This window comes from Candidatus Spongiisocius sp. (assembly GCF_965221825.1).
Lineage (GTDB): Bacteria > Actinomycetota > Acidimicrobiia > Spongiisociales > Spongiisociaceae > Spongiisocius.
This window is the reverse complement of sequence record NZ_OZ244917.1, coordinates 843973-864510: the sequence shown is the minus strand read 5'-3', so window position 1 is coordinate 864510 and position 20538 is coordinate 843973. Positions and strand designations below refer to the sequence as shown.

The 20538-nt window shown below is 67.5% G+C and carries 18 protein-coding genes; 10 read left to right on the top strand and 8 right to left on the bottom strand.

Going from position 1 to position 20538, the window contains the following annotated elements; genetic code table 11:
- Positions 1 to 15: 15 nt before the first annotated feature.
- From ACOQPD_RS04075 to ACOQPD_RS04050, 6 genes are all read right to left on the bottom strand, one after another.
- Positions 16 to 882 carry a phosphosulfolactate synthase gene (locus ACOQPD_RS04075; protein ID WP_420613628.1) on the bottom strand — a complete coding sequence of 289 codons (867 nt, stop codon included), beginning with the start codon at positions 880 to 882 and terminating at the stop codon, positions 16 to 18.
- Positions 879 to 2462 carry an FAD-dependent oxidoreductase gene (locus ACOQPD_RS04070; RefSeq protein ID WP_420613627.1) on the bottom strand — a complete coding sequence of 528 codons (1584 nt, stop codon included), beginning with the start codon at positions 2460 to 2462 and terminating at the stop codon, positions 879 to 881. The genes ACOQPD_RS04075 and ACOQPD_RS04070 overlap by 4 nt, the downstream gene beginning before the upstream one ends.
- 95 nt (positions 2463 to 2557) lie before the next feature.
- Positions 2558 to 4633 (bottom strand): acetate--CoA ligase family protein, encoded by a 2076-nt coding sequence (locus ACOQPD_RS04065; protein ID WP_420613626.1) that lies wholly within the window; start codon positions 4631 to 4633, stop codon positions 2558 to 2560.
- A complete protein-coding gene (locus tag ACOQPD_RS04060; RefSeq protein WP_420613625.1) occupies positions 4630 to 5454 on the bottom strand; it encodes a CoA-transferase subunit beta in 825 nt (274 codons plus the stop codon). Before ACOQPD_RS04060 ends, ACOQPD_RS04065 begins: the two co-directional genes overlap by 4 nt.
- Entirely contained in the window at positions 5433 to 6347 is a 915-nt protein-coding gene (locus ACOQPD_RS04055) for a CoA transferase subunit A (protein WP_420613624.1), read from the bottom strand. The genes ACOQPD_RS04060 and ACOQPD_RS04055 overlap by 22 nt, the downstream gene beginning before the upstream one ends.
- A gap of 112 nt (positions 6348 to 6459) precedes the next feature.
- On the bottom strand, positions 6460 to 7227 hold the full coding sequence (locus ACOQPD_RS04050) for an SDR family NAD(P)-dependent oxidoreductase (protein WP_420613623.1): 768 nt from the start codon (positions 7225 to 7227) through the stop codon (positions 6460 to 6462).
- A gap of 201 nt (positions 7228 to 7428) precedes the next feature.
- Here ACOQPD_RS04050 and ACOQPD_RS04045 point away from each other — a divergent pair, with 201 nt between their 5' ends.
- The 10 genes from ACOQPD_RS04045 (at position 7429) to ACOQPD_RS04000 (ending at position 18642) form a co-directional block, all read left to right on the top strand.
- Positions 7429 to 8169: an SDR family NAD(P)-dependent oxidoreductase gene (locus tag ACOQPD_RS04045; protein WP_420613622.1), complete on the top strand. Its 741-nt coding sequence runs from the start codon at positions 7429 to 7431 to the stop codon at positions 8167 to 8169.
- A gap of 199 nt (positions 8170 to 8368) precedes the next feature.
- Complete coding sequence (locus tag ACOQPD_RS04040; protein WP_420613621.1) at positions 8369 to 9475, top strand: cobalamin-independent methionine synthase II family protein; 1107 nt, start codon at positions 8369 to 8371, stop codon at positions 9473 to 9475.
- 205 nt (positions 9476 to 9680) lie between these two features.
- On the top strand, positions 9681 to 9899 hold the full coding sequence (locus ACOQPD_RS04035) for a hypothetical protein (RefSeq protein ID WP_420613620.1): 219 nt from the start codon (positions 9681 to 9683) through the stop codon (positions 9897 to 9899).
- Positions 9900 to 9983: 84 nt separating this feature from the next.
- The gene (locus tag ACOQPD_RS04030; protein WP_420613619.1) at positions 9984 to 10892 is read left to right on the top strand and encodes a DUF7714 family protein; all 909 of its coding nucleotides are present in this window, start codon (positions 9984 to 9986) and stop codon (positions 10890 to 10892) included.
- A complete protein-coding gene (locus ACOQPD_RS04025; protein ID WP_420613618.1) occupies positions 10889 to 12235 on the top strand; it encodes a class-II fumarase/aspartase family protein in 1347 nt (448 codons plus the stop codon). The genes ACOQPD_RS04030 and ACOQPD_RS04025 overlap by 4 nt, the downstream gene beginning before the upstream one ends.
- Positions 12232 to 13179 carry a pyridoxal-phosphate dependent enzyme gene (locus ACOQPD_RS04020; protein WP_420613617.1) on the top strand — a complete coding sequence of 316 codons (948 nt, stop codon included), beginning with the start codon at positions 12232 to 12234 and terminating at the stop codon, positions 13177 to 13179. Before ACOQPD_RS04025 ends, ACOQPD_RS04020 begins: the two co-directional genes overlap by 4 nt.
- Complete coding sequence (locus ACOQPD_RS04015; RefSeq protein ID WP_420613616.1) at positions 13176 to 14732, top strand: lyase family protein; 1557 nt, start codon at positions 13176 to 13178, stop codon at positions 14730 to 14732. Before ACOQPD_RS04020 ends, ACOQPD_RS04015 begins: the two co-directional genes overlap by 4 nt.
- A 193-nt stretch (positions 14733 to 14925) precedes the next feature.
- Positions 14926 to 16347 (top strand): LCP family protein, encoded by a 1422-nt coding sequence (locus ACOQPD_RS04010; RefSeq protein WP_420613615.1) that lies wholly within the window; start codon positions 14926 to 14928, stop codon positions 16345 to 16347.
- 1 nt (position 16348) lies between these two features.
- Entirely contained in the window at positions 16349 to 17686 is a 1338-nt protein-coding gene (locus ACOQPD_RS04005) for a UDP-glucose dehydrogenase family protein (RefSeq protein WP_420613614.1), read from the top strand.
- Positions 17683 to 18642: an NAD-dependent epimerase/dehydratase family protein gene (locus ACOQPD_RS04000; RefSeq protein ID WP_420613613.1), complete on the top strand. Its 960-nt coding sequence runs from the start codon at positions 17683 to 17685 to the stop codon at positions 18640 to 18642. Before ACOQPD_RS04005 ends, ACOQPD_RS04000 begins: the two co-directional genes overlap by 4 nt.
- Positions 18643 to 18875: 233 nt before the next feature.
- Here the strand turns inward: ACOQPD_RS04000 and cofE are convergent, their stop codons facing one another.
- The gene (gene cofE, locus ACOQPD_RS03995) at positions 18876 to 19577 is read right to left on the bottom strand and encodes a coenzyme F420-0:L-glutamate ligase (RefSeq protein WP_420613612.1); all 702 of its coding nucleotides are present in this window, start codon (positions 19575 to 19577) and stop codon (positions 18876 to 18878) included.
- Entirely contained in the window at positions 19574 to 20509 is a 936-nt protein-coding gene (locus ACOQPD_RS03990) for a 2-phospho-L-lactate transferase CofD family protein (protein WP_420613611.1), read from the bottom strand. The genes cofE and ACOQPD_RS03990 overlap by 4 nt, the downstream gene beginning before the upstream one ends.
- Positions 20510 to 20538 lie beyond the last annotated feature (29 nt).

Here is a 20538-nt window from a genome sequence, read left to right as displayed (position 1 = left end):
ACTAGCAACTAGCAACTAAGAAGCCAGGTCGGGCTCCCGTCGCTCCGGATCCCAGGCGCCCGTAGCGGCGAGGCGCGTGGCGATCGGTTGGAGCGTCTCGAACCGGAGACCGGTCCGCAACGCTTCCAGCGCGAGGATTCGGGCGGGGTCGATGTTCCCCAGGCCCACGTTGAGGCCGAAGCGTCCGATCAGCATCTCCTGCTGGTCCTTCAGGGGCGCTTCCCACACCAGCCGGTCCACGGCATCGCCGACCCGCCGGGCGACCGTCTCGACCGCCTCCATATCGATCCGGCCCTCGGCGTCATACATACCGACCCCGATGCCGGATTCTCTACCTTCGACCACCACCCACGAGGCTCCCCACTCCAGGTCCTGCAGGGCCTGATCGGCCAGTTGCTCCGGCGAGGGCTGGGCGGCGGGATCCTTCTTACCGACCTCGGTGATGACCTCCAGGTCATGGTCCAGAGCGCACTCGATGGCCCCCCGCCGGCGGTCGGGCGAGAGGTCGATCGAGCCTTCGGAAATCTCGACGGCGGTGAAGCCCATCCCGCGGGCGGTCCGCATGTAGTGGCGGCAGTGGCGCCGCACGATGGTGGCCTCGAACATGGTTCCGCCGGGGAAGGTGAGTATTCCGGCCGACCCGATCAGGTCCAGCTTCTTGGTGAGCACCGGTTTGGGCATCAGCGCCGAGGTGCCGAAGCTCAGCTTCCAGTGGTCGATCCAGCGGTCCGCCATCATCAGCAGGTCCCCGCACTGGGAGAGGCCCAGCCCGGTGTCGATGACCATGGTCACGCCGGCGCGGCGCGGCTTGGTGGACCGCTCGCGCCGGACGTCTCCGGTGACTGCTAACCGGTACCAGGCGGATCCGTCGGCACCGGTCACAGGTCCTGGAGATCCTTCGACCCGGCCCGGAGGCGGGACAGCTGGATGAAGTGGGTCGGGTTGAGGAACAACTCGTCCATCTCCGCGAGCTGGTCGATGGTGAGTCCCCGGCGGTACAGCTGGAACAGGTACTGGAAGGCGTCTCGGGCCCCGGCGCCGACGTGATGGGCGCCGACCACCTTGCGCGAGGCGGAGGCGATGATCAGCTTCTGGAATCCCGACATGCGGGGCTTGGCGAACGCGTAGAGCATCATACGGTCGGTGGCCGGCAGGGCGACCTCCCAGCCATCCTCCGAGTCGGGGGGCATCTTGATGATGGTCACGTCCCCGTAACGCTCCCGCGCTTCTTCCTCGCCGACCCCGAACCAGCTGACCTCGTAATGGGTATGTAGGAAGTCGGGGAACTCCTTGAACTCGTAGTGGACGTCTTCACCCATGATGTGGCGTGACGCGTACATGCCCGACTTGCGGGCCTTGAACATCTCCATGGGCGGGCCGATCAGGTCGCCGATGGCGTACACGTTGGGAACGGAGGTCTGCATCTGCGGGTTCACCTTGATGGTCCCGTCGTCGTTCAGCTTCACGCCCAGCACGTCGGCGGCCATTTTCGAGTTGGGAACCTCGCCCAGGCCGTGGAAGACGAAGTCGGTCTCGACGTACTCGATTCCATCCGGCGTGGAAACGGTTACGCCCTTGACGCGGCCGCTTCCGTCATCGTGGACCTCGGTCACGACCGAACCCTCCCAGATCTCGGTCCCCTGCTCCTTCATCATGGTGATCACGTAATCCCGTGTCTCGCCATCCTCCAGCAGCTTCAGCAGTTCGGAACGCACCACGAAGATGGTGCGGCGTCCCGTGGCCTGGAAGAAGCAGCCGTATTCGACCGCTGTCTTGGAGCCGCCGATCACGACGACGGTGTCACCCGGCTCGTAGTCGAGGTCCTCCACCAGGGATTCGTAGGTGAAGACTCCTTTCAGGTCGTTGCCGGGGCACGGAAGCGGTCGGGGATGGGCGCCGGTGGCGAGGATCAGGTTCCTGGCGGTGAAGGTACGCCCGGCCACCTCCACGGTGCGGGAATCGATGATCCTGCCGGGGGCGTTCAGGATGTACTCGAGGTCAAGTTGCTCCTTGCTCTGGAAGTTCATGATGGCGTGCGGGGCGATCCGCCCGGCCCGGAACAGGTCGACTATCTCCTTGATGGAGGTCACCCGACCGTCCATATCGGGGAACCAGAACTGCCCGCTGAAGGTGCGGGTCAGCATGAGCTCGGCTGCCACCTCGCTGAAGAGGTGATGGGGGACGCAGGCGTTGTGCGGGCAGGAACCCCCCAGGAAGGGCCACTGGTCGATGATCAGCTGGCGCCCGCCCATGGCCCGCATGTAGGCGGAGCCGAAACGTCCGGCGGCCCCCCCGCCCAGGAAGATGGCATCGTAGGGGCGGGTGTCGGTCTCGTCGACGTTGAACACCACCCGGTTGTCCTCGGGGTCCTCCAGCATGGAGTCGATCTCAGGCCCCCAATCATGGATGCTGATGGGATCCCGGCTGCGAATGTCCCAGGGTGTCAATGTGGTGGTCGCCACCTGTTCCTCCCTTTGTCCGTCAAGTCTGAGGGAATTGTTCCTCGGAACGCCACGTCCGGGCCATCAGTCCGGGCGTGACGATCCGGGGGCGTGGTTCACGATGATACTTGCTGCGGTCGGCCGCTCCCGGGCGGGTGGGTCACGTAGAGCTTCCAATCCACCGCGACTGCGCCGGTGCCGGTTGCCATTACCGGGTTGAGGTCGACCTCGCTCAGTTCGGGGTGCTCTGCCACCATGCGAGAGACGCCGGCTATCACTTCGCCGAGCGCGTCGAGGTCAACCGCCGACCTGCCCCGGTAACCGGCGAGTAGCTGGAAGCCTTTCAGGCTCCTCAGCATCCCGATCGCCTCCTTCTTGCTGACCGGCGCCAGCGCGAAGGCCACATCCTCCAGCAACTCCACCATGGTCCCGCCCATGCCGGCCATCACCACCGGTCCGAACACGGGATCCTGCACGGCCCCCACCGCCATTTCCACACCGTCCAGCCTGGGCTGGACCAGTACTTCGCTTCCAAGCGCGGACAGGTCGCGATAGGCGTCCGCCACGTCATCCCCTGTGGACAGGTCCATCCGTACCCCGTCGACTTCGGCCCGATGGGCCACGGAGGGGACGGCGGTCTTCATCACTACCGGCCCATCCAGTCGTTCGGCCGCCGCCCAGGCCTCGTCCGCCGTCGCGCAGAACGTGCTCTCGACTGTGCTGATCCCGTACCCGGCCAGGATGCGGGGGGCTTCGGCGGCCGGGACCGGTCCGTCCGCCAGGCGGAGAGGTTCGGCTGGGTCCGCCCGCACGGACGGGGTGATGCGCGAGCGGGTGGAGGCGTAGCGCACCGCGTGCCCTACCGCTCGCGCTACGCGCTCGGGCCATTCCAGGCAGGGAATCCCGGCCGACTGGAGCATCCCGGCCATACCCCGACCCTCTCTAGGGGTCACCCAGCAGCAGTAGACGGGTACCCGGTTGCCTCCGTCCCTCAGCGCCGCCACGGTGTCTCTCAGCCCGGCCAGCGTGGCCTCGTCCATGGCCGCCCGCTGCAGCAGGATGGGGATCACCAGATCCACCTCGCCGGAGCGGGCCAGCGTACCGGTGAGCCACGGGTAGAGCTCCGCGAACCGTGACCAGATGGGGGTCATGTCCACCGGGTTGCGAGCGCTGCCGATCGGAGGCAGCCGTTCGGCGATGCGGTCTCGGAGGCCGGGCGACAATTCGGGGACCTCTACACCCTCGTCCTCAAGCATGTCGGCCAGCTCGACGCCCACCCCGCCCGAGTTGGTGATGATGGCCGCCCGAGTGCCTCGCGGCAGGGGCTGGGTGTCCAGCACCCGCGCCACGTCAAGCATCTCCAGACCCGACCGGACGCTGATGGCCCCCGCCTGGCTCATGGCCGCCCGGAAGACGGCGTCGTCAGTACCCAGGGCCCCGGTGTGGGACAGTGCCGCTCGAGCCCCGGCCTCCGACCGACCGGTCTTGGTGACGATCACCGGCATGGTCGGGCTGGCAGCCCGGATGGCCGCGGCCAGCTCGGCCCCGTCAGCCACCGACTCCGCCAGCAGGCAGACGATGCCGGTGCCGGGATCCTCATGGAAGTAGCGGATGACCTCGTGGTCGCCGATGTCGGCCTTGTTGCCGGATGAATACACCTTCCCGAAGCGCAGGTTCTCGTCCAGCGCCAGCGAGTGGATCGCCATCCCGTAGGCGCCGGACTGAGTGACCAGGGCTACCTGCCCCGCCTCGATCTCACCCGCCATCGTGATGGACGCATTGAGGCCTCGTGCGATGTTCTGGATACCGAAGCAGTTGGGTCCGACGATCCGGACCGGACCGGCCGCCTCGACCAGCTCGGCCTGGAGGGCGGCCCCGGCCGGCCCGGTCTCGGCGAACCCTCCCGCCAGTACCACTATCCCGCCCACTCCCTTGGCGGCGGCCTGGCGGGCGATGACCGGCGCCGCCCGGGCGGGCACGACCAGGACCGCCAGGTCGACCTTCCCCTCTATCTCGGTCAGGCTCGGGACCGACCGCACGCCCCCGACCCGGTCCGCCGAAGTGGTTACGGGGATGACCTCGCCGTCAAAGTCCGCCAGGTTCTTCCAGATAACCGAACCGACCTTGCCGGGACGGTCAGACGCTCCTACGACGGCGACGCGCGCCGGTTCGAAAAACGAGTCGAGGGTCATAGGGAGAAGGTCCGCTCAAGCTCAGGGCCGAACTCCCGCCGGCGTACGTTGAGGGGATCAATGGCCCTCACCAGTTCAATCTGGTGCCGGGAAGGCGTATCCACGGTTGCCAGATCGGGCGCCACGGCGAACTCGAAGCCGGTGGCGGCGGTCACGTCGCCGAGCGTCACATCGGGAAACAGCCTCCGGAGCCGGGCCCGACCCTCGGGGTAGTCGAACACGGCCAGTTCGGTGACAAGCACCTCGGGGCCGCCGCCGGTGTAGCCGAGCTCGGATCGGGTCCCCTCCGGGGTCAGGTGGCCGATGTCCGTGATGAAGTCGCACTTCTCGACCAGGCACCGCCCCGACCGGTGGTTGGTGGTCCAGAGAGTGAGCCGCTTGATGGTGGCCGACATGTTGCATCCACCTCCCCCTCCACCCAGCTTCACCTTCGGTGCGGGCATCCGGCCCACGGCGGTGACGTTGGTGTTCCCGTAGGAGTCGATCTGGAGTCCCGATAAGAACATGTGGTCCACGTCGCCTCGGACCGACATGTCGAACGCCTCCTCGAAGCGCATCGAATAGGCCGCTCCGCGCTTCAGGGAGTGGTCGTTGCTGGTGGGTGGGATGAAGGCCGGAGAGGGGTTGACCGCATAGGTGGCGCCCTCGATCAGCAGGGCATTCGGGGCATGGGTGCGTTTGGCGAGGTGCATGGCGACGGTGGCGCACGGGCTACCGAAGCCGTGGAAGACTGCTTCGGCGTCCCGGACGGTTCGGGCGAGCTCGACCACGAAGAGCTCGTCAAGACCGAATCGATAGCTCACCGGAACATCTCCATCCATGCGCCGTCGGAAGCCCGATAGCTGGTCAGATGCTCCAGCCGGTCGGCGCCGATCAGCCGGCGGTAGCCGTCCTCGTCTACGCCCGTGACGTAGCGGCGCAGGTAGCTCTCCGCGCCTTCCGCCGTCCGGGCGGCGGCCACCCATGTGGCCAGATGAGCCCGGTCGTACGCGTAGCCGGGATAGCAGGAGCTGGGATGGGCCCCGAATGGCGCCTCGGCCACGGCGGCGACCCGGTAATACGGGATGATGATCCCTGCCGTTGCCACCTCGTCGGTGGAAACGATCCGATCGACGGTGGCGACCACCATGGCGGAGGCCACCGCGAACCGCTCGTCCAGAACGTAGGGCTGCTCGATGTGGAGGTTCCCCGCACGATCCCCGATCGGGGCGTGGACCAGCGCCACGTCCGGGGCCAGGGGCGGCACGGCCACGTATTCGTGCCCGGTGAACGGGCAGGTCACCCTGGTGTACTCCGGATGCAGCCCCTCGACGTCCGTTCCCTTGACGCCGTGGACGGGAAGGAAGGAAAGGCCCATCTCCGCGGCCCGGAGCTGGGTGAGGATGGTGTCGCAGCAGCTCTCCCTGACCTCCAGCGATCCGCCCTGAGCCGCCCTCCGGAAGGCCGGCGCCAGGCCGTGATCCTGCTCGTAGCCCACGTAGCTCTCCTCGCAGACGGAGATAGCTCCGGCGGCGGCCAGCAGGTCCACATCGAAGGAATGGGCGGAGCCGACCACGTGGAGGTCACCGATCCCGGCTCTTATCAACTCCCGCACCAGCGCCATCGGAAGCCGGGCCGAGAGGCCTCCTCCCAGTGCCACCATCGAGCCGGGTTGCACCATCGCCACCGCGGTATCGAGGTCGGCCAGCTTGTCGGGAGCAAGATGTAAGGCCATCCGCGCGGCCTAGAAGGGCACCGAAAAAGACCGGGATGGGTTGGCCCGGCATCCCTCGACCAGGGTTTTCGTTGCCGACGTATCGGGCCAACCGGACATTTTCGGTGTCCTCCTACTGGGCGGTCATGCCGCCATCGACCGTGAAGACGGTGCCGGTGACGAAGCTGGCGGCGTCCGATGCCAGGAACAGCGCGGCGTTGGCTATCTCCACAGGCGTTCCGAGGCGCCCTATCGGGTACTTGGCGGCCGTGATCTCCAGGCCACGCTCGATACTCCCGCCTCCGCGTTCACGCATGAGCGGTTCCATGAGCGGCGTGTAGACCGTGCCAGGACAGAGGGCGTTAACCCGGATCCCCATCGGAGCAAGGTCGATCGCCATGGCGCGGGTGAGAGAGACCACCGCACCCTTGGCGGCGCAGTAGGCGGCGAACCCCTGGATCCCGACCAGAGCGGCCACGGATGCCTGGTTGATGATCGACCCCCCGCCGGCTGCTTCCAGATGGGGAATGGCGGCCTGCGACGTGAGGTAGGTGCCTTTCGCGTTGACGGCGAAGCAGCGATCCCAGTCCTCCTCGGTGGCGTCCACCACCGAACCGGTGGAGCCGACGCCGGCGTTGTTGTAGACGATGTCAAGGCGACCGAGGAGCCGGGTGGCGCTTGCCACGGCGTGGGAGATCTCCTCCGATGAGGATACGTCTGCAACTACCGGATGGGCCTCCGCGCCCGTGGCCGAGATGGCCGAGGCAGTTGCTCCGGCGGCCGATGCGTCGCGATCGAGTATCGCAACGCCGGCACCCTCGCTCGCGAACAGTTCGGCGGTGGCCCGGCCGATACCCGACCCGGCGCCGGTGATGAGAGCAGCGCGTCCTTGGAGTTTCATAACGTTGATCCTACGCCGTCTGCACAACCGGGCACACCGGCGATCCGTGGTCGGTGGTCGGAGGCGGCATCGGTTAGGACTCGCCGGGGCACTCGGTCAGGGGGGTCCAGCGGTCCCGGCGGGCGAGGCTCGGCCGGCGGAGTGTTTCGTCAAGGGCGCGCAACGTATCCTGTGGGATCTCGATTCTGTCTGGAGGTATGGATGGCACACCGGGCGTCAAGGGTGGCTGTGGTTACCGGAGGTGGGTCGGGTATAGGGCTGGCGACCTGCCGGCGCCTCCGGCGTGAGGGGTTCCGGCTCGGTGTATTCGACCTCGACGCCGGTAGCGCTTCCGGTGCCGCCGGCGACGGGCTGGGGCTGGGAGTGGACGTAGCGGTCGAAAGCCAGGTCACGGAGGCCTTCAGCGCCGTGGAGGAAGCCCTGGGTCCGGTCGACGTGCTGGTCAACAACGCCGGGATTACCGGTTCCCTGGAGGCGACCCGCCTCCACGAGACCCCGGTCGACGAGTGGGACCGGGTCATGGATGTCAACGTCAGAGGCGTCTACCTTTGTTCCCGGGTCGCCCTTGCCTCGATGGTTCCCCGCCGGTCCGGTCACATAATCACTGTTGCGTCCGTCGCGGGCATGGATCCCTTCCCGGCCCGCTCGGCGTACTCGGTCTCCAAGTCGGCGGCGCTGCTGCTGGCCCGGTCGATAGCACTTGACTACGCCGGAGACGGCATCCGCTCCAACGCGGTGTGCCCTGGAATGGCTGAGACCCCGATGACCAAGTGGCGACTCGACCAGCCGGACCTCAGGGCTGCCATCGAAACCAGCATTCCCGTCGGCCGGGTTGCCCAACCTGAGGACATCGCCGAAGCCATTGCCCTGCTGGCCTCGGGCCAACTCTCCTACATGACCGGCCACGGCCTGGTCGTGGACGGAGGTTGGTCGCTCCGCTGACCCGGACAATCCCTTTGTCCGGGGAGTATCGGGGCTAAAGCGCGACCCTACCCGGTGTACCGCTTCTTGCTACTCTCGTCCCTGTAAGGGTCCGGACTGTTAACCATCGTCCACAGAAGGAGGTTCGTAGGACCCGCAGCTCGGGTCGCAGGACGCAACTAAGGGCGGCTCGAGAATCTCTCTCTCGAATGGAGGGGATATGCAGATCAAAGGTGAAGAGGTATTGATTCCGACCTCCATGGTCGGGAACTATCCGAACCCGAGGTGGTGGGACGCCAACTGCGTACGGGATTGGACCGGTGACCAGGAACCCCCGGACGCCTACATCAGGGAGGCGCTGGAAGACGCGGTAGGCGGCCTCGCCAAGGACCAGGAGAACGCCGGTCTCGACATCATCACCGATGGGCGGCTCCACGGTGACAACTACGCCGACCAGGCCCTCTACTACTACTACAAGCGGTTGGGATACGACCTGAAGGGCGGCTTCCTGGGCTTCCCGATCTACAGCCGTCTCCACGCCGGAACGCTGACCCAGGAGGTCAAGCGGCGGGGCGCCATCATGGTCGAGCAGGCCCGGGCGCTGAAGAGGGCCACCAACAAGGCCACCAAGGTCCAGTACACCGGTATCCAGGTTCTGGCCCAGGCCACCAACGACCTTCACTACGAGGCTGCCGAGGATCGGGCCATGGCTATTGCCGCGGCCGTTAACGAGGACATCCTGGAGGTCGACGCCATGGGTGTCGACTTCATCCAGCTGGACGAGTTCACCTGGCCGTACTTCTACGAACCCTGGGCTATCGAGGCCTTCAACCGGGCCGTAGAAGGTGTCCAGAACGCCAAGATCATTGTTCACATCTGCTGGGGCAACTGGGGCGGCACCCCCGCCTACTTCCCGGACGAGACGGCCGGCGCCGGTGAGATCTTCGATCTGACCATCCGGGAGGGTGACGAGCCATCGGCCACCGCTTCGGTGATCCCGAAGTCATACGAGGCGAATATCGATGTTCTCAACCTCGAGAACTGCGGCCGGCGCTCCGATGATCTGTCCGGCCTAGAGGTGATCCGTGACAATCCGGTACCCGAGACCGTCCAGTTCTGGGCCGGTGTGATCGATGTCAAGTCGACCATCACCGAGACGGCCGAGCAGGTCGCTGGCCGAATCCGCCGGTTGCTCGAGCATGTCCCGGCCGACCAACTCGGTGTCACCACCGACTGCGGGCTCATCCTCCTGCAGCGCTACATCGCGCAGGACAAGCTCCATGCGATGGTCTCCGGCGCCGAGATCGTCCGGAGCGAACTGAGCTAGCAGAACCGGAACCCGTGCGGGGCCGTCCCTTTCCGGGCGGCCCCGCACGTTGGCAGGGCTGGTCGTGGCCTCTGATGACTCTCCAACGTGCCGCAGTGGTGTGCTGGACGGTTTAGCGGAGGTGATATGCTTCTTACCGTTACTAAGCGACGGGAAGGCAAGGGTCTTCGCCGGGGTGCGCGCCGGTTAGAGGAAGGAGTGCCCCATGACGGCCAAGTCATATCCGGAAGGGTTCCGAGAGTTGGTGGACGCCAAGGACGAAGTGGTGAAGGCCGACAACCGAATGGCCATAGCCGACGCCCTGCTCACCGTCGAGCGGCGGATCACCATATCGACCTACTGGATGTTGGGCATTGTCGTAGGTGTTGTCGGCATCGCGACAGCGATTCTGCTCTCGGCGTTCCAGTCACTATCCCAGACGTAGATCTCAGCGGAGGGCGGCGCCGACGGGAGGGGACGTGATGCTCCTAGAATCATCGTATGCGCTTCGCATCCGGACCGTGACGGCATGCTGGTAGCCGAGCAACCCTCACCGAACGCCCGCGCCCACCCCTACCGGGGGTTGTCGGTGCAGCACGTGGACGAGGTGCCGCACCCCGATTTCATGCGGGAGCATCTCAGCGGGAGGGAGGTCTACCGGCGCACCGACTACATCGCCCTGATCCACGGCGATGCGGTCGGCCTGGCGGCGGTGGCCCGCGCCCCGTCCGACGATCTGTTCGTCCCGGTGGTGGATGTCGAGGTATGGTCGGGCCCTGACCGCACCCAACTCATCGAAGACCCCACAGTCGACGTGGGGAACGCCACCGCGCTGGCCGGTGCGGCGAGACGGCACGGGCGCCCCGGCGTCTCCGGGTTCGTGGTGAAGGGTCAGTTCGAGCACATCAACTTCATCTGGGAGCCCGACCCAGTACGCATCTTCGTCACCGAAGTCACCCCGCCGGCGCCGCCCAAGTTGCTGGTCCAGGCACGGCAGGTGGTGGACTTCGATGAGGACCTGCCGCCGGTGGATCTGGTCCTGGATGAGGTGACCTTCGGAGATCTGGCGGCGACGGCCCCCTCGGATTCCTACCTGCTCCCATGCCGCGGGGCGGGGACCGAGTTGTCCGCCGAGATGGCATACCTCGACACCCGGCCGGCGGTGCCCGAGGAGTGGGTGATGATCGGATGCGAGCGCTCGATGCAGTTCCACCGGCACTTCTACGGCAGCGAACCGCCGCAGGTCGACATCTGCCCCAGGCGCCGGGTCGAGGACGCCGATCCAGGTGGTCTCTGGCTTATAAAGTGCTGCATGCTGGAGCGGGGCATGGAGTTCGACGGCAACCGGGCGGTGGTGCCCTGGGGCGCCAATCTCGACGAGGTGAGGCAGGCATTGCGGTTGCTGGCGGGCGTGGACGCGCCCGTCCCCGTCGGATGAGTATCCACCTGGGCGACTCGGTCGTCTACGGGCACTTGTGGAGCACCGAGGAAGCCCGATCCCTGCTGGGTGAGGAGGCACGCTTCCAGGCCTGGCTGGACATCCTCGCCACGCTCGCCGAGGCGCAGGCCGAGGTGGGCCTGATTCCCGCAGAGGCGGCCGGATCCATCAGGGACCACGCCACCGAGTCCGAGGTCGACCTGGACCGGATCGCGGCCGAGACCCGCGCCACCGGCCATTCCACCCTGGGCCTCATCCGGGTGTTGCGGGCCACCCTCCCGGCGTCCGCCCGCGAATGGGTCTACTACGGAGCCACGGTCCAGGACCTCACCGACACCTGGACCGCCACGGTGATGCGATCCGTCGGGGATCTGCTGGAACGGGACCTGGCCCGGCTGGAGGCCGCCGCTCTGGTGCTGGCCCGTGAGCATCGCACCACCCCGATGATGGGTCGCACCCACGCCCAGCCGGGACTTCCCATCCCGTTCGGATTCAAGGCGGCGGTCTGGGCGGCGGAACTGGGTCGGCACCGCCGGCGCCTGGCGGACGGGCGGAGCCGCTGGGAAGTGGTCCAGCTGGGTGGCGCGCTCGGCACCCTGGAGTTCTGGGGCGACCGGGCCCTCGACCTGATGGATGCCTTCGCCCGCCGGATGGGCCTGGGCGTTCCGTCGATCCCCTGGATCACCAGCCGGGACGGACCCGCCGAATTCGTCCACCTGCTCGCGATGGCGGCCACCACCATCGCCAAGATCGGCAACGAGATCATGGAGCTGCAGCGCCTGGAGATAGGAGAGGTCCGCGAACCCTTCATCGAGGGAACGGTGGGGAGCATCACCATGCCGCAGAAGCGCAACCCGGAGTTGTCGGAGCACCTGGACACCCTCGCCCGGCTGGTGCGGGCTGACGCAGCCGTGATGGCCGAGGCGATGGTCCAGCTCCACGAGCGGGACGGCCGAGCCTGGAAGGCCGAGTGGATCGCCCTTCCCGAGGCCGCCGCCCTGACCCTCTCGGCCACCCGCTACGCGGTGATGCTGGTGGAAGGACTGGAAGCCGACGAGGAGCGGATGCGGGCCAACATCGACGCCCGCCGGGGGTTCGTGTTCGCTGAGCCGGTCATGAGGTTGCTGGCGGATCGGGTCGGTAAGCACACCGCCCACGACATCGTCTACGAGGCGGCCATGCGAGGGGTCGGGGAAGGGTTGTCGTTTGCCGAGGCGCTGATGAGCGACCAGCGTGTGCCGGCCCACCTCAGCCGGTCGGACATCGAGGAAGCAGCGGATCTCGACCGGGTGATGGGCGCTGGTCCACTTTTCGTCGACCGGGTGATAGAGGCGGCCGGTTGAAGGCCCCGGCCCGGATCGCCCTGGCCAACCTGCCGACGCCGCTTACGTTTGCGCCCCGGCTCTCCGAGGAGCTCGGCTTGACGATCTGGCTGAAGCGCGATGACCTGACCGGCGTGGGCCTGGGCGGGAACAAGGCCCGGGCGATCGAGTACCACATGGGCGCCTGCCGCGCGGCCGGCGCCGATGTGTTCGTCACCGGGGGAGGGCCTCGATCCAACTGGGTCCTGACCTCGGCGGCCGCCGCGGCCGCCGGAGGCTTGGACTGCGAGATCGTGCTGTTCGGAGACCGGCCCCCGGCCGGGACCAGCGGTGTCGACCTGCTCGACCGGCTGGACAACCTCTGGGTCCACTTTACGGGGAGCCCGGTTCGGGCCTCCGTGGATCCGCTCCTGCGACAAGTGGAAGAACGCCTGCGCGACGAGGGGCGGCGCCCTTACGTGGTGGGCAGGGGCGGCGCCGGCCCGGTCGGGGCGCTGGGGTACGTGACCGCGGTCGAGGAGATCGAAGACCAGGCGCGGAGCGCGGGAATCAGGCCCGATGTGATCTGGCTGGCGGCGGGGTCGTGTGGCACGATGGCCGGCCTGGTAGCCGGTTACCGGCGTGAGGCCCGAAGCCCGGTGGTGGTGGGTGCGGCGGTGCACCGGCCCGTCGAGGAGTGCCGGCGCCGCATCGAGGAGATATCCGAGGCATCCCTCGATCTCCTGGACGTGACCTACCGGCACCCGGTGCGGTGGCGGGTCACCGATCAGCTGGATCCCGACCCCGCGCGCCTGGAGGCCGCGGCCGGAATGATGGCGCGTTCCGAGGGTGTCTTCCTCGATCCGGAATACGGTTCCAGTGCCCTTGCGGACCTGATCCGGCGAGCCGGCGAGGTGCAAGGGACGGTCGTGTTCCTGGTTACCGGGGGCGTCCTCAACCTGTTCTGCGGGAGCTCGGCGGCATGATCCCACCGCCGGAGGGCTATCTGGGAGCGGAGGGACGGCTCGGATCAGGCCCATCCCCGGAACTGGTCGCGGCCGGATACCAACTCGAGGTAGCCGATGCTGCCATCCTTCACGAGGGCCTTTGTCTGGCCGATCTCGGCCATGTTCTCGAGCTGGTCGAGTCGGGGGTTGCGCCGAGGGCGGCGGCAGCGGCGTTGTGCCGGGAATTGCTCGACTTCCTGGACACCGACCCCGCTTCCTTCCCCTACGACCCTGTGTACGGGGATGCCTACAACAGCCGTGAACGAGAGCTCGAACGCCGGCTGGGGGCCGAGGCCGGTTGGCTCCCGACCGGCCGCACCAGGAGGGAAGCCGGGCGTATCGCCATCCGTCTGGCGCTCCGCGACCGGCTCCTGGCGCTCCAAGATGCGGTTGCCGGATGGATCGATGTGTTGGTTCGCCGGTCCGAGGAGTTGGCGGATGCGCTGTGGAACGACACGACCTACCTGCAGCCCGCCCAGCCGTCCTCATTCGGCCACTACCTGGCCGGATTCGCCGAGCAAGGGGTCAGGAACCTCGACCGGATCCGCCGCTGCTACCGGTTGGTCAACCAGTCACCGGCCGGATCGGGAGGTGTCGCCGGGACGCCGATCCCGGTGGACCGGATGCGTATGGCCGCCCGGCTGGGGTTCGACCGGCCCACCGCCCATATCCGCGACGGTATGTGGTCCGGTGATCCGATGATCGACTGCGGGGTTGCGGCCATGCACGCCACCCTGGCGGTGGATCGCCTGGCGGAGGATCTCGAGATCTTCGCCAGCCCGCAGTTCGGTTACGTGACGCTGGGGGGATCGTCATCGCGGGCCTCGGTGCTCCTCCCGCAGAAGCGCAACCCCTATGCCTTGGCGGTGATCCGTGGCGGATGCGGAACCCTGATCGGTAGGACGACCGGCCTGATGGTCACCCAGCGAACCCCGTCCGCCCGCACCGACAACTGGCTCTACCTGTACGGGGAGGTGGTCGGGGCGACAGATCTGGCCACCCGGCTGGTGTCCCTGGCGACCGAGGTTGTCGGCTCGCTCGAGGTCGACGTCGCGAAGCTGGCCGCTGCGGCCGGGACGAACTTCACCAACGCCACGGACCTGGCCGACCGGCTGGTCGTGGACCAGGGTGTGGACTACCGGACCGCCTACCGGGTCGTGGCCCGGGCGGTGGCGGAAGCGGTCAGGGCGGGGGAGAAGCGGGTGACGGCTACACGCCTGGCCGAGGCGATCCGTTTCGCCGGGATGGAACCGGGCCGAACCGATCCGACGATGGCCGCTCCGGACACCGAGGATGTCGCGGCCATCGTCGCCTCCCGCAACTCGGTCGGTGGATCGGCGCCACACCGCGTGCTGGAGCACTGTGCCTCGGTGTCGTTAAGGGTCCGGGATTCCCTAGAGTGGGCGGCAGCCTCGAGAATCGCCCAGGATGCAGCCGTGGAGTCTCTACTCGCCGAAGCCGACGCCTTGGCAGAGGGTCAAGCAAACGACCAGGGAGGAAGCCGTGCCGGTCCTGGTAATCGCCTGTCCTGACTGCGGTCACGAATACCGGACGCTGGTCGTGGAGGGTGCCAGCGTGCCGAAGGCTTGGGTGTGTCCGGACTGCCGGGGACGGAAGGGCGAGATCGTCGGCGAGGTGGCTAGGTCGGATCATCCCTGGTCGGGCGCTTCCATGGACACGTGCTGTGGCTAACGGCCGGCGCGGGTAACATCGTCTGACCTTCCCATGACCAGCGAAGATCCCACCAAGGACAGCGTTACCGCGCCCGTGCCCTCACCGACCCGACGGCGGTGGATGCGGCTCATCATCGGCCTGGTGGCTGTCAATGTGGTGGTGTTCGGGGGGATTCTCTACTACCTGGTGGGTGCTCGGGAGGCCATCGAGGCCATTCCGACCACTTCAATACCGAGCCTGGCCCGGGATCCGGCGCCCGTCACGCCGGTGGTGCCCTCCACGACCATCCCGGCCGGTTTCACCGTCCCTACCGACCCAGGCGCTGCTGCCGCTGAAGAGGTGCCGGCCGAACCCCTGCCGCCGGTCACCTTTCTGGTGATCGGGGGAGACACCCGTGAGGGCCTCCCCGACGAACTGGAGATCAACGACCGGCTGGACGGCAACCGGGCCGATGTGATCATGCTCGCCACCCTCGACGGCGACAGGGCCAGGATTCTCAGCCTGCCCCGTGATCTGCAGGTCGATCTCGGCGAGTACGGGACGTCCAAGCTGAACGCCGCCCTGGCGCTGGGTGGGGCCGACCTGATGGTCTCGACGGTCGAGGAAGTGACCGGAGTCCAGATCGACCACTACGTCCAGATGGACTTCTACGGGTTCGCCAGCATCGTCGACGCGTTGGGCGGCGTCGAGATCACCTTCGCCTATCCGGCCCGTGACCTCAAGTCGGGCCTCGACGTCGACGCAGGCGCTCAACTCCTGGACGGTAAGGAGGCGCTGGCCTACGCCAGGTCCCGGGGTTATCAGGAGCGCCGGGGTAACGCCTGGGTCAGCATCGACGCCAACGATCTGGGCAGGATCCGTCGGCAGCAGAGCTTGCTGTTCGCCATGCTGGAGTCCGCCAAGCGTTGGTCGATCGTGTTCGACATAGGGGCCGTGCTCCGAGCCGCGGGGGAGCATCTGGTCATCGATGCCGGTCTGGACACCCGGCGTCTCCTGGAACTGGGCTGGGCGGCGCGGGGCCTGAACAGGGCGGACATCGACGTCTACTCGTTGCCGGTGTGGGAGAGCACGGAGGACGGCGTCTACTACCTGCATCCGAGACAGGCGGAGGCAGCTGTGGTTCTGGCTGCTTTCTCCGGTGCGGCTGCACCGGCCGCCGAGCCGGATCCGGTACAGGAACTCCGGTTGAAGGTACTGAACGGCAACGGTGGCAATGAGCAGGCCAGCATGTGGGCGGCCTGGTTCGAGGGTCATGAGGGAGTGTCAGAATCGGTTGGGGTAGGGGATGCTGCCTCCTTCGACTTCGACAACACGGTGGTGAGGGTGCGTCCCTATGACCACGATATCGGCCGCCAGGTGGTGGAAATGCTGGGCTTCGGGCTGGTGGAGGCGGGCTCGGTGGACGACAGTCTTGACGCGGTGGTGATCCTGGGGGCCGACGCTCTGGCCGCCGGAACGGTTCTCGGGGCTTGAGGTGAGCCGAACGGGTCCGGATGACGGCGCGGCGCGGGCGGGTAGCTTCTCCAGGATGCGGATCGGGGTGATCGGGGCCGGCTACGTGGGCCTCGTACAGGCGGGCGGGCTGGCTCGGCTGGGTCACGAGGTTCGGGTGGGGGAGCGTGACGAGGCTCGGCTCGATGCGCTCCGGTCCGGACGGGTACCCGTCTACGAGCCGGGCCTGGCGGCCCTCATATCCGAGGGCCGGGCTATGGGGCGGCTCAGCTTCCACGCCTCCAACCGGAAGACGGTGAACGGTGCATCGGTGGTCTTCATTGCCCTGCCCACTCCCTCGGACGATGCCGGAGCGGTGGATACTTCCATCCTGGACGGGGCGATCGCCGACGTGGCGCCCTCGTTGCCGGCCGGCTCGGTCCTGGTCATCAAGTCCACCGTTCCGGTGGGCACCGGCCGGCGGATCTCGCTGATGCCGGCCGTCGCGGAACGGGATGTCAGGGTTGTGTCCAATCCCGAGTTCCTCCGGGAAGGCTCGGCGGTGGAGGACTTCCTGAACCCGGACCGGATCGTCATCGGCTCGACCGATCTCCACGCGGCGGAAATCCTCGCATCTGGCGTGTACCGTGACCTTCCGGGCGAGCGGGTGGTGGTCGATCCCGCTTCGGCGGAGATGATCAAGTATGCCGCCAATGCCTATCTGGCGACCCGGGTCAGCTTTGTCAACTCGATCGCCAACCTGTGCGAGACGTTGGGCGCCGACGCGGCCGCCGTACTCGGGGGAATGGGCCGCGATCACCGGATCGGCTCCCACTACCTCGCTCCTGGGCCCGGCTACGGAGGGTCCTGCCTGCCGAAGGACACGCGGGCGCTGGAGGCGATGGCCGAATGCCACGGATACGAGTTCCGCCTGCTCCGGGCTGTGATGGAGGTCAACGAGGAGCAGAGGGACCGGATCGTCGGCAAGGTTGCCTCCGCCGTGGGAGGTAAGTTGTCCCGCGCGACGGTGGGTCTGTGGGGTCTGGCGTTCAAGGCCGGCACGGACGATGTTCGGGAGTCTCCGGCGGCCGATCTTGCCCGGAGCCTGACCTCGGCGGGTGCCGCCGTCCGCGCCTACGACCCTCGAGCCGTTCTATCGATGCCGGGGATGGAGATGGCGCCGGATCCCTTGTCGGCGGCGGACGGGGCCGATGTACTGCTGGTCGCGACCGAGTGGCGCCAGTTCCGGCAGGTCAGTCCGGTGGCGTTGAGGGAGGCGATGCGGGGTTCGGTGGTGGTGGACGCCCGCAACCTACTGGATGCGGAGGCGATCAGAGCCGCGGGGCTCTCCTACCGGGGCGTGGGAACGGGTCAGCCATGATCTGGACCAGGAGTCCCACGCAGGGACGGGCCCTGGTAACCGGGGGAGCGGGCTTTCTCGGCTCGAGCCTGGTCGACCGGCTGGTTGCCGACCGCTGGGAGATCCTGGTGGTGGATGATCTCACATCGGGCCGCCTGTCCCGCCTGGCCGAAGCCCGCCGGTTCGGGAAGGTGAGCATCCATCAGATGGACATCCGCTCCGAGCATCTGGCCGCCGCGGTCGCCAAGTTTGCTCCCGACCGGATCTTCCATCTGGCCGCCCAGACCTCGGTGGCGGTTTCGGTGGCCGATCCCGGCCTGGATGCGGACATCAATATCACCGGCACCCTCAACCTGCTGGAGGCGGCCCGGCTGGCCGGCAAGCCCCGCCTGGTATTCGTATCGACCGGGGGCGCCATCTACGGCCGGGACGCCCCGCTCCCCACCCCCGAGGACACGCCCGAGCGCCCGGAGTCACCCTACGGCCTCTCCAAGCTGGTGGCCGAGCGTTACCTGGAACTCTGGCGGCGTTTTCGGGATCTGGACTACGCGGTCGTCCGCCCTGCCAACATCTACGGGCCGCGCCAGGATTCCTCGGGCGAGGGCGGAGTGATGGCGATCTTCGCCAGGGCCTGCATGGACAGGACCCGCCCGACCATCTTCGGAACCGGCGCCGACACCCGGGACTACGTGTATGTCGAGGACGTGGTGGATGCCCTGGTCCTGGCAGGGGAGAGGGGAGGGGGAGGTATCTACAACATCGGCACCGGTATGGAGACCAGCACCCTGGAGGTATTCAAGGCGGTGGCTCGAGAAGCCCGATTCGGTGGCGGAGCCAACCAAGGGCCCCCGCGTCCCGGCGACGTTCCCCGTTCCTCCCTCGATTGCAGCCGGGCACGCCGAGATCTGGATTGGAGGCCGCGGACCTCCCTGGAAGAAGGCATCAAGGCGACTGTCTCCTGGTTTGCCGAGAACTAGCGGTAACAAACAACTGTGCATAGCGTGAATACGCCAGGTCTCAGCGGTCACCTCAGAACGCGACAGTCATCCACCGAAGTCCGGCTCGCCGCGCCGGGGCTTCCTCCGCCACCACCTGTCCTGGCCGTGAGCGTGCTCGGCCATGCCCCGGTCGGGGCCGGGTACCGGCGGCTTCGGGGTTAGGGATAGGCGAGATCCTGGGAGACGCGTCCGCCGGGATGCGGGTCGGATAGCTAGCGGAACATGTCCTGGCCAGGGCTCCGGACCAGGTCGGCGCTCGAACCTTTACCAGGTGGGTACTCCACTCCGTGGATCAGGGCGGCGGGGATGCCCTTGGCCTTGCCCATCACGAGGTCGGCTGCTGCGGCCAGCTCATCCGCCAGCGCCACTTCCGTCACCTCGAGAGTGTTGCCGTAGGTGTCGGCCGTCCCGCGGTAGTCCACGATGGCCGGGATACCGGCGACGCCGATGGCCACATCGGTCAGGCCGTGGCGCCACGCCCTACCGAACGTGTCGGTGATGACCACCCCGATCGTCACTCCGAGCGCCTGCCGGAGGCGGGCGCGTATCCGCCGGGCCGACCGGTCCGGGTCGACCGGGAGCAGTACGGCCGATCCGTGGCGAACATTGGACTTGTCGACGCCTGCGTTGGCGCACACGAACCCGTGATGCGTCTCCGTGATCACCAGTTCCTCGCGGCGGCGGAGAACGGCCGATGCTTCCCGTTCGATCAGCCGGAGGCGGGCCTCCGGGTCGTCGCCGATCTCCTCGATACGACCCTCGGCCTTCGAGACCAGCTTGTGGGTGACGACCAGCACATCCCCGTCCGCAGGCTCCAGCCCGGACGCCGCCAATCCTTCGATCAGCATCGCGGCTACGTCATCGCCGGATTCGGCCTCGGGAATGCCTCCCACGGGAAAGATCGAAATACTCACGAGGCGGCTCCCAGCAGGGTCATCATGCGCCGGGCCAACCCGGTCGCCTGCTCTACCTCCGCAATGCGGGTGGACCCGGCGTGAACCGACAACCCCGAGCCGGAAAGGGCGGGTACGTCGGCCTGGTCGGCGCTGTCGATGAAGAGGTCCTGTATCAGGCCGGGATAGGCCGCCGCCACGCCGGCGTTGCCCGGCGGGAAGCCCAGCGAGGCCAACACCCGGTCGGCGGGCCCCTTGAGCGCCCGGCCTCCGAACAGCGGGCTGACCGCCATCACCCGGCGGGCGTCACGCACCACCGTCGCGATCTCACCGACCGCCAGGATGGGCCAGACGGAGAGCGGAGGGTTGGAAGGTGCGATCACCACCGCGTCGGCGTCCGCGATGGCCTCCAGCACCCCCGGAGCGGGACGGGCCGTCGCCTCTCCGGCGAACCTGACCTCCGCCACTTCGTCCCGATGGCCTCGCAGCACGAAGTACTCCTGGAATGACATCCAATGGCCGGGGTCCGTCCGCACCTCCGTCCGGAGCCGATCATCAGTGGCGGGAATCACCGTCGAGCGCACTCCCATCATCGCGGCCAGGTCGGCTGTGACTGCATGGAGGGGGTCACCGTTCCGTAGCCGCATGGTCCGGTAGAGATTGAGGGCGGCGTCGGCGTCACCGATCCGGAAGCGGGTGTCGACCCCTAGGCCGGCCAGATGGTCCATCAGCACCGAGGTGTCACCGGCTCGACCCCAGCCGTGTGGCCCTTCCTGCCCGGCCAGCGTGTAGAGCACCGTGTCCACGTCCGGGGACACCGACCACCCGTAGAAGGTGTCGTCATCCCCCACGTTCACCACCACAGTGGACTCGACATCCTCCAGGTGCTCGAACCCTCGGGCCAGGCGGGCGCCGCCGACCCCGCCGGACAGGAGCGCGACCCGTCGTGTCACGGGCCGGGATCCGGGGTGACGGTTATTGT

What these genes read in the sequence shown, in the direction of transcription:
- ACOQPD_RS04065 (WP_420613626.1), bottom strand. Translation starts at nt 4,633, where the DNA reads ATGACCCTCGACTCGTTTTTCGAACCGGCGCGCGTCGCCGTCGTAGGA.
- ACOQPD_RS04060 (WP_420613625.1), bottom strand. Translation starts at nt 5,454, where the DNA reads ATGGATGGAGATGTTCCGGTGAGCTATCGATTCGGTCTTGACGAGCTC.
- ACOQPD_RS04055 (WP_420613624.1), bottom strand. Translation starts at nt 6,347, where the DNA reads ATGGCCTTACATCTTGCTCCCGACAAGCTGGCCGACCTCGATACCGCG.
- ACOQPD_RS04050 (WP_420613623.1), bottom strand. Translation starts at nt 7,227, where the DNA reads ATGAAACTCCAAGGACGCGCTGCTCTCATCACCGGCGCCGGGTCGGGT.
- ACOQPD_RS04045 (WP_420613622.1), top strand. Translation starts at nt 7,429, where the DNA reads ATGGCACACCGGGCGTCAAGGGTGGCTGTGGTTACCGGAGGTGGGTCG.
- ACOQPD_RS04040 (WP_420613621.1), top strand. Translation starts at nt 8,369, where the DNA reads ATGCAGATCAAAGGTGAAGAGGTATTGATTCCGACCTCCATGGTCGGG.
- ACOQPD_RS04035 (WP_420613620.1), top strand. Translation starts at nt 9,681, where the DNA reads ATGACGGCCAAGTCATATCCGGAAGGGTTCCGAGAGTTGGTGGACGCC.
- ACOQPD_RS04030 (WP_420613619.1), top strand. Translation starts at nt 9,984, where the DNA reads ATGCTGGTAGCCGAGCAACCCTCACCGAACGCCCGCGCCCACCCCTAC.
- ACOQPD_RS04025 (WP_420613618.1), top strand. Translation starts at nt 10,889, where the DNA reads ATGAGTATCCACCTGGGCGACTCGGTCGTCTACGGGCACTTGTGGAGC.
- ACOQPD_RS04015 (WP_420613616.1), top strand. Translation starts at nt 13,176, where the DNA reads ATGATCCCACCGCCGGAGGGCTATCTGGGAGCGGAGGGACGGCTCGGA.
- ACOQPD_RS04010 (WP_420613615.1), top strand. Translation starts at nt 14,926, where the DNA reads ATGACCAGCGAAGATCCCACCAAGGACAGCGTTACCGCGCCCGTGCCC.
- ACOQPD_RS04000 (WP_420613613.1), top strand. Translation starts at nt 17,683, where the DNA reads ATGATCTGGACCAGGAGTCCCACGCAGGGACGGGCCCTGGTAACCGGG.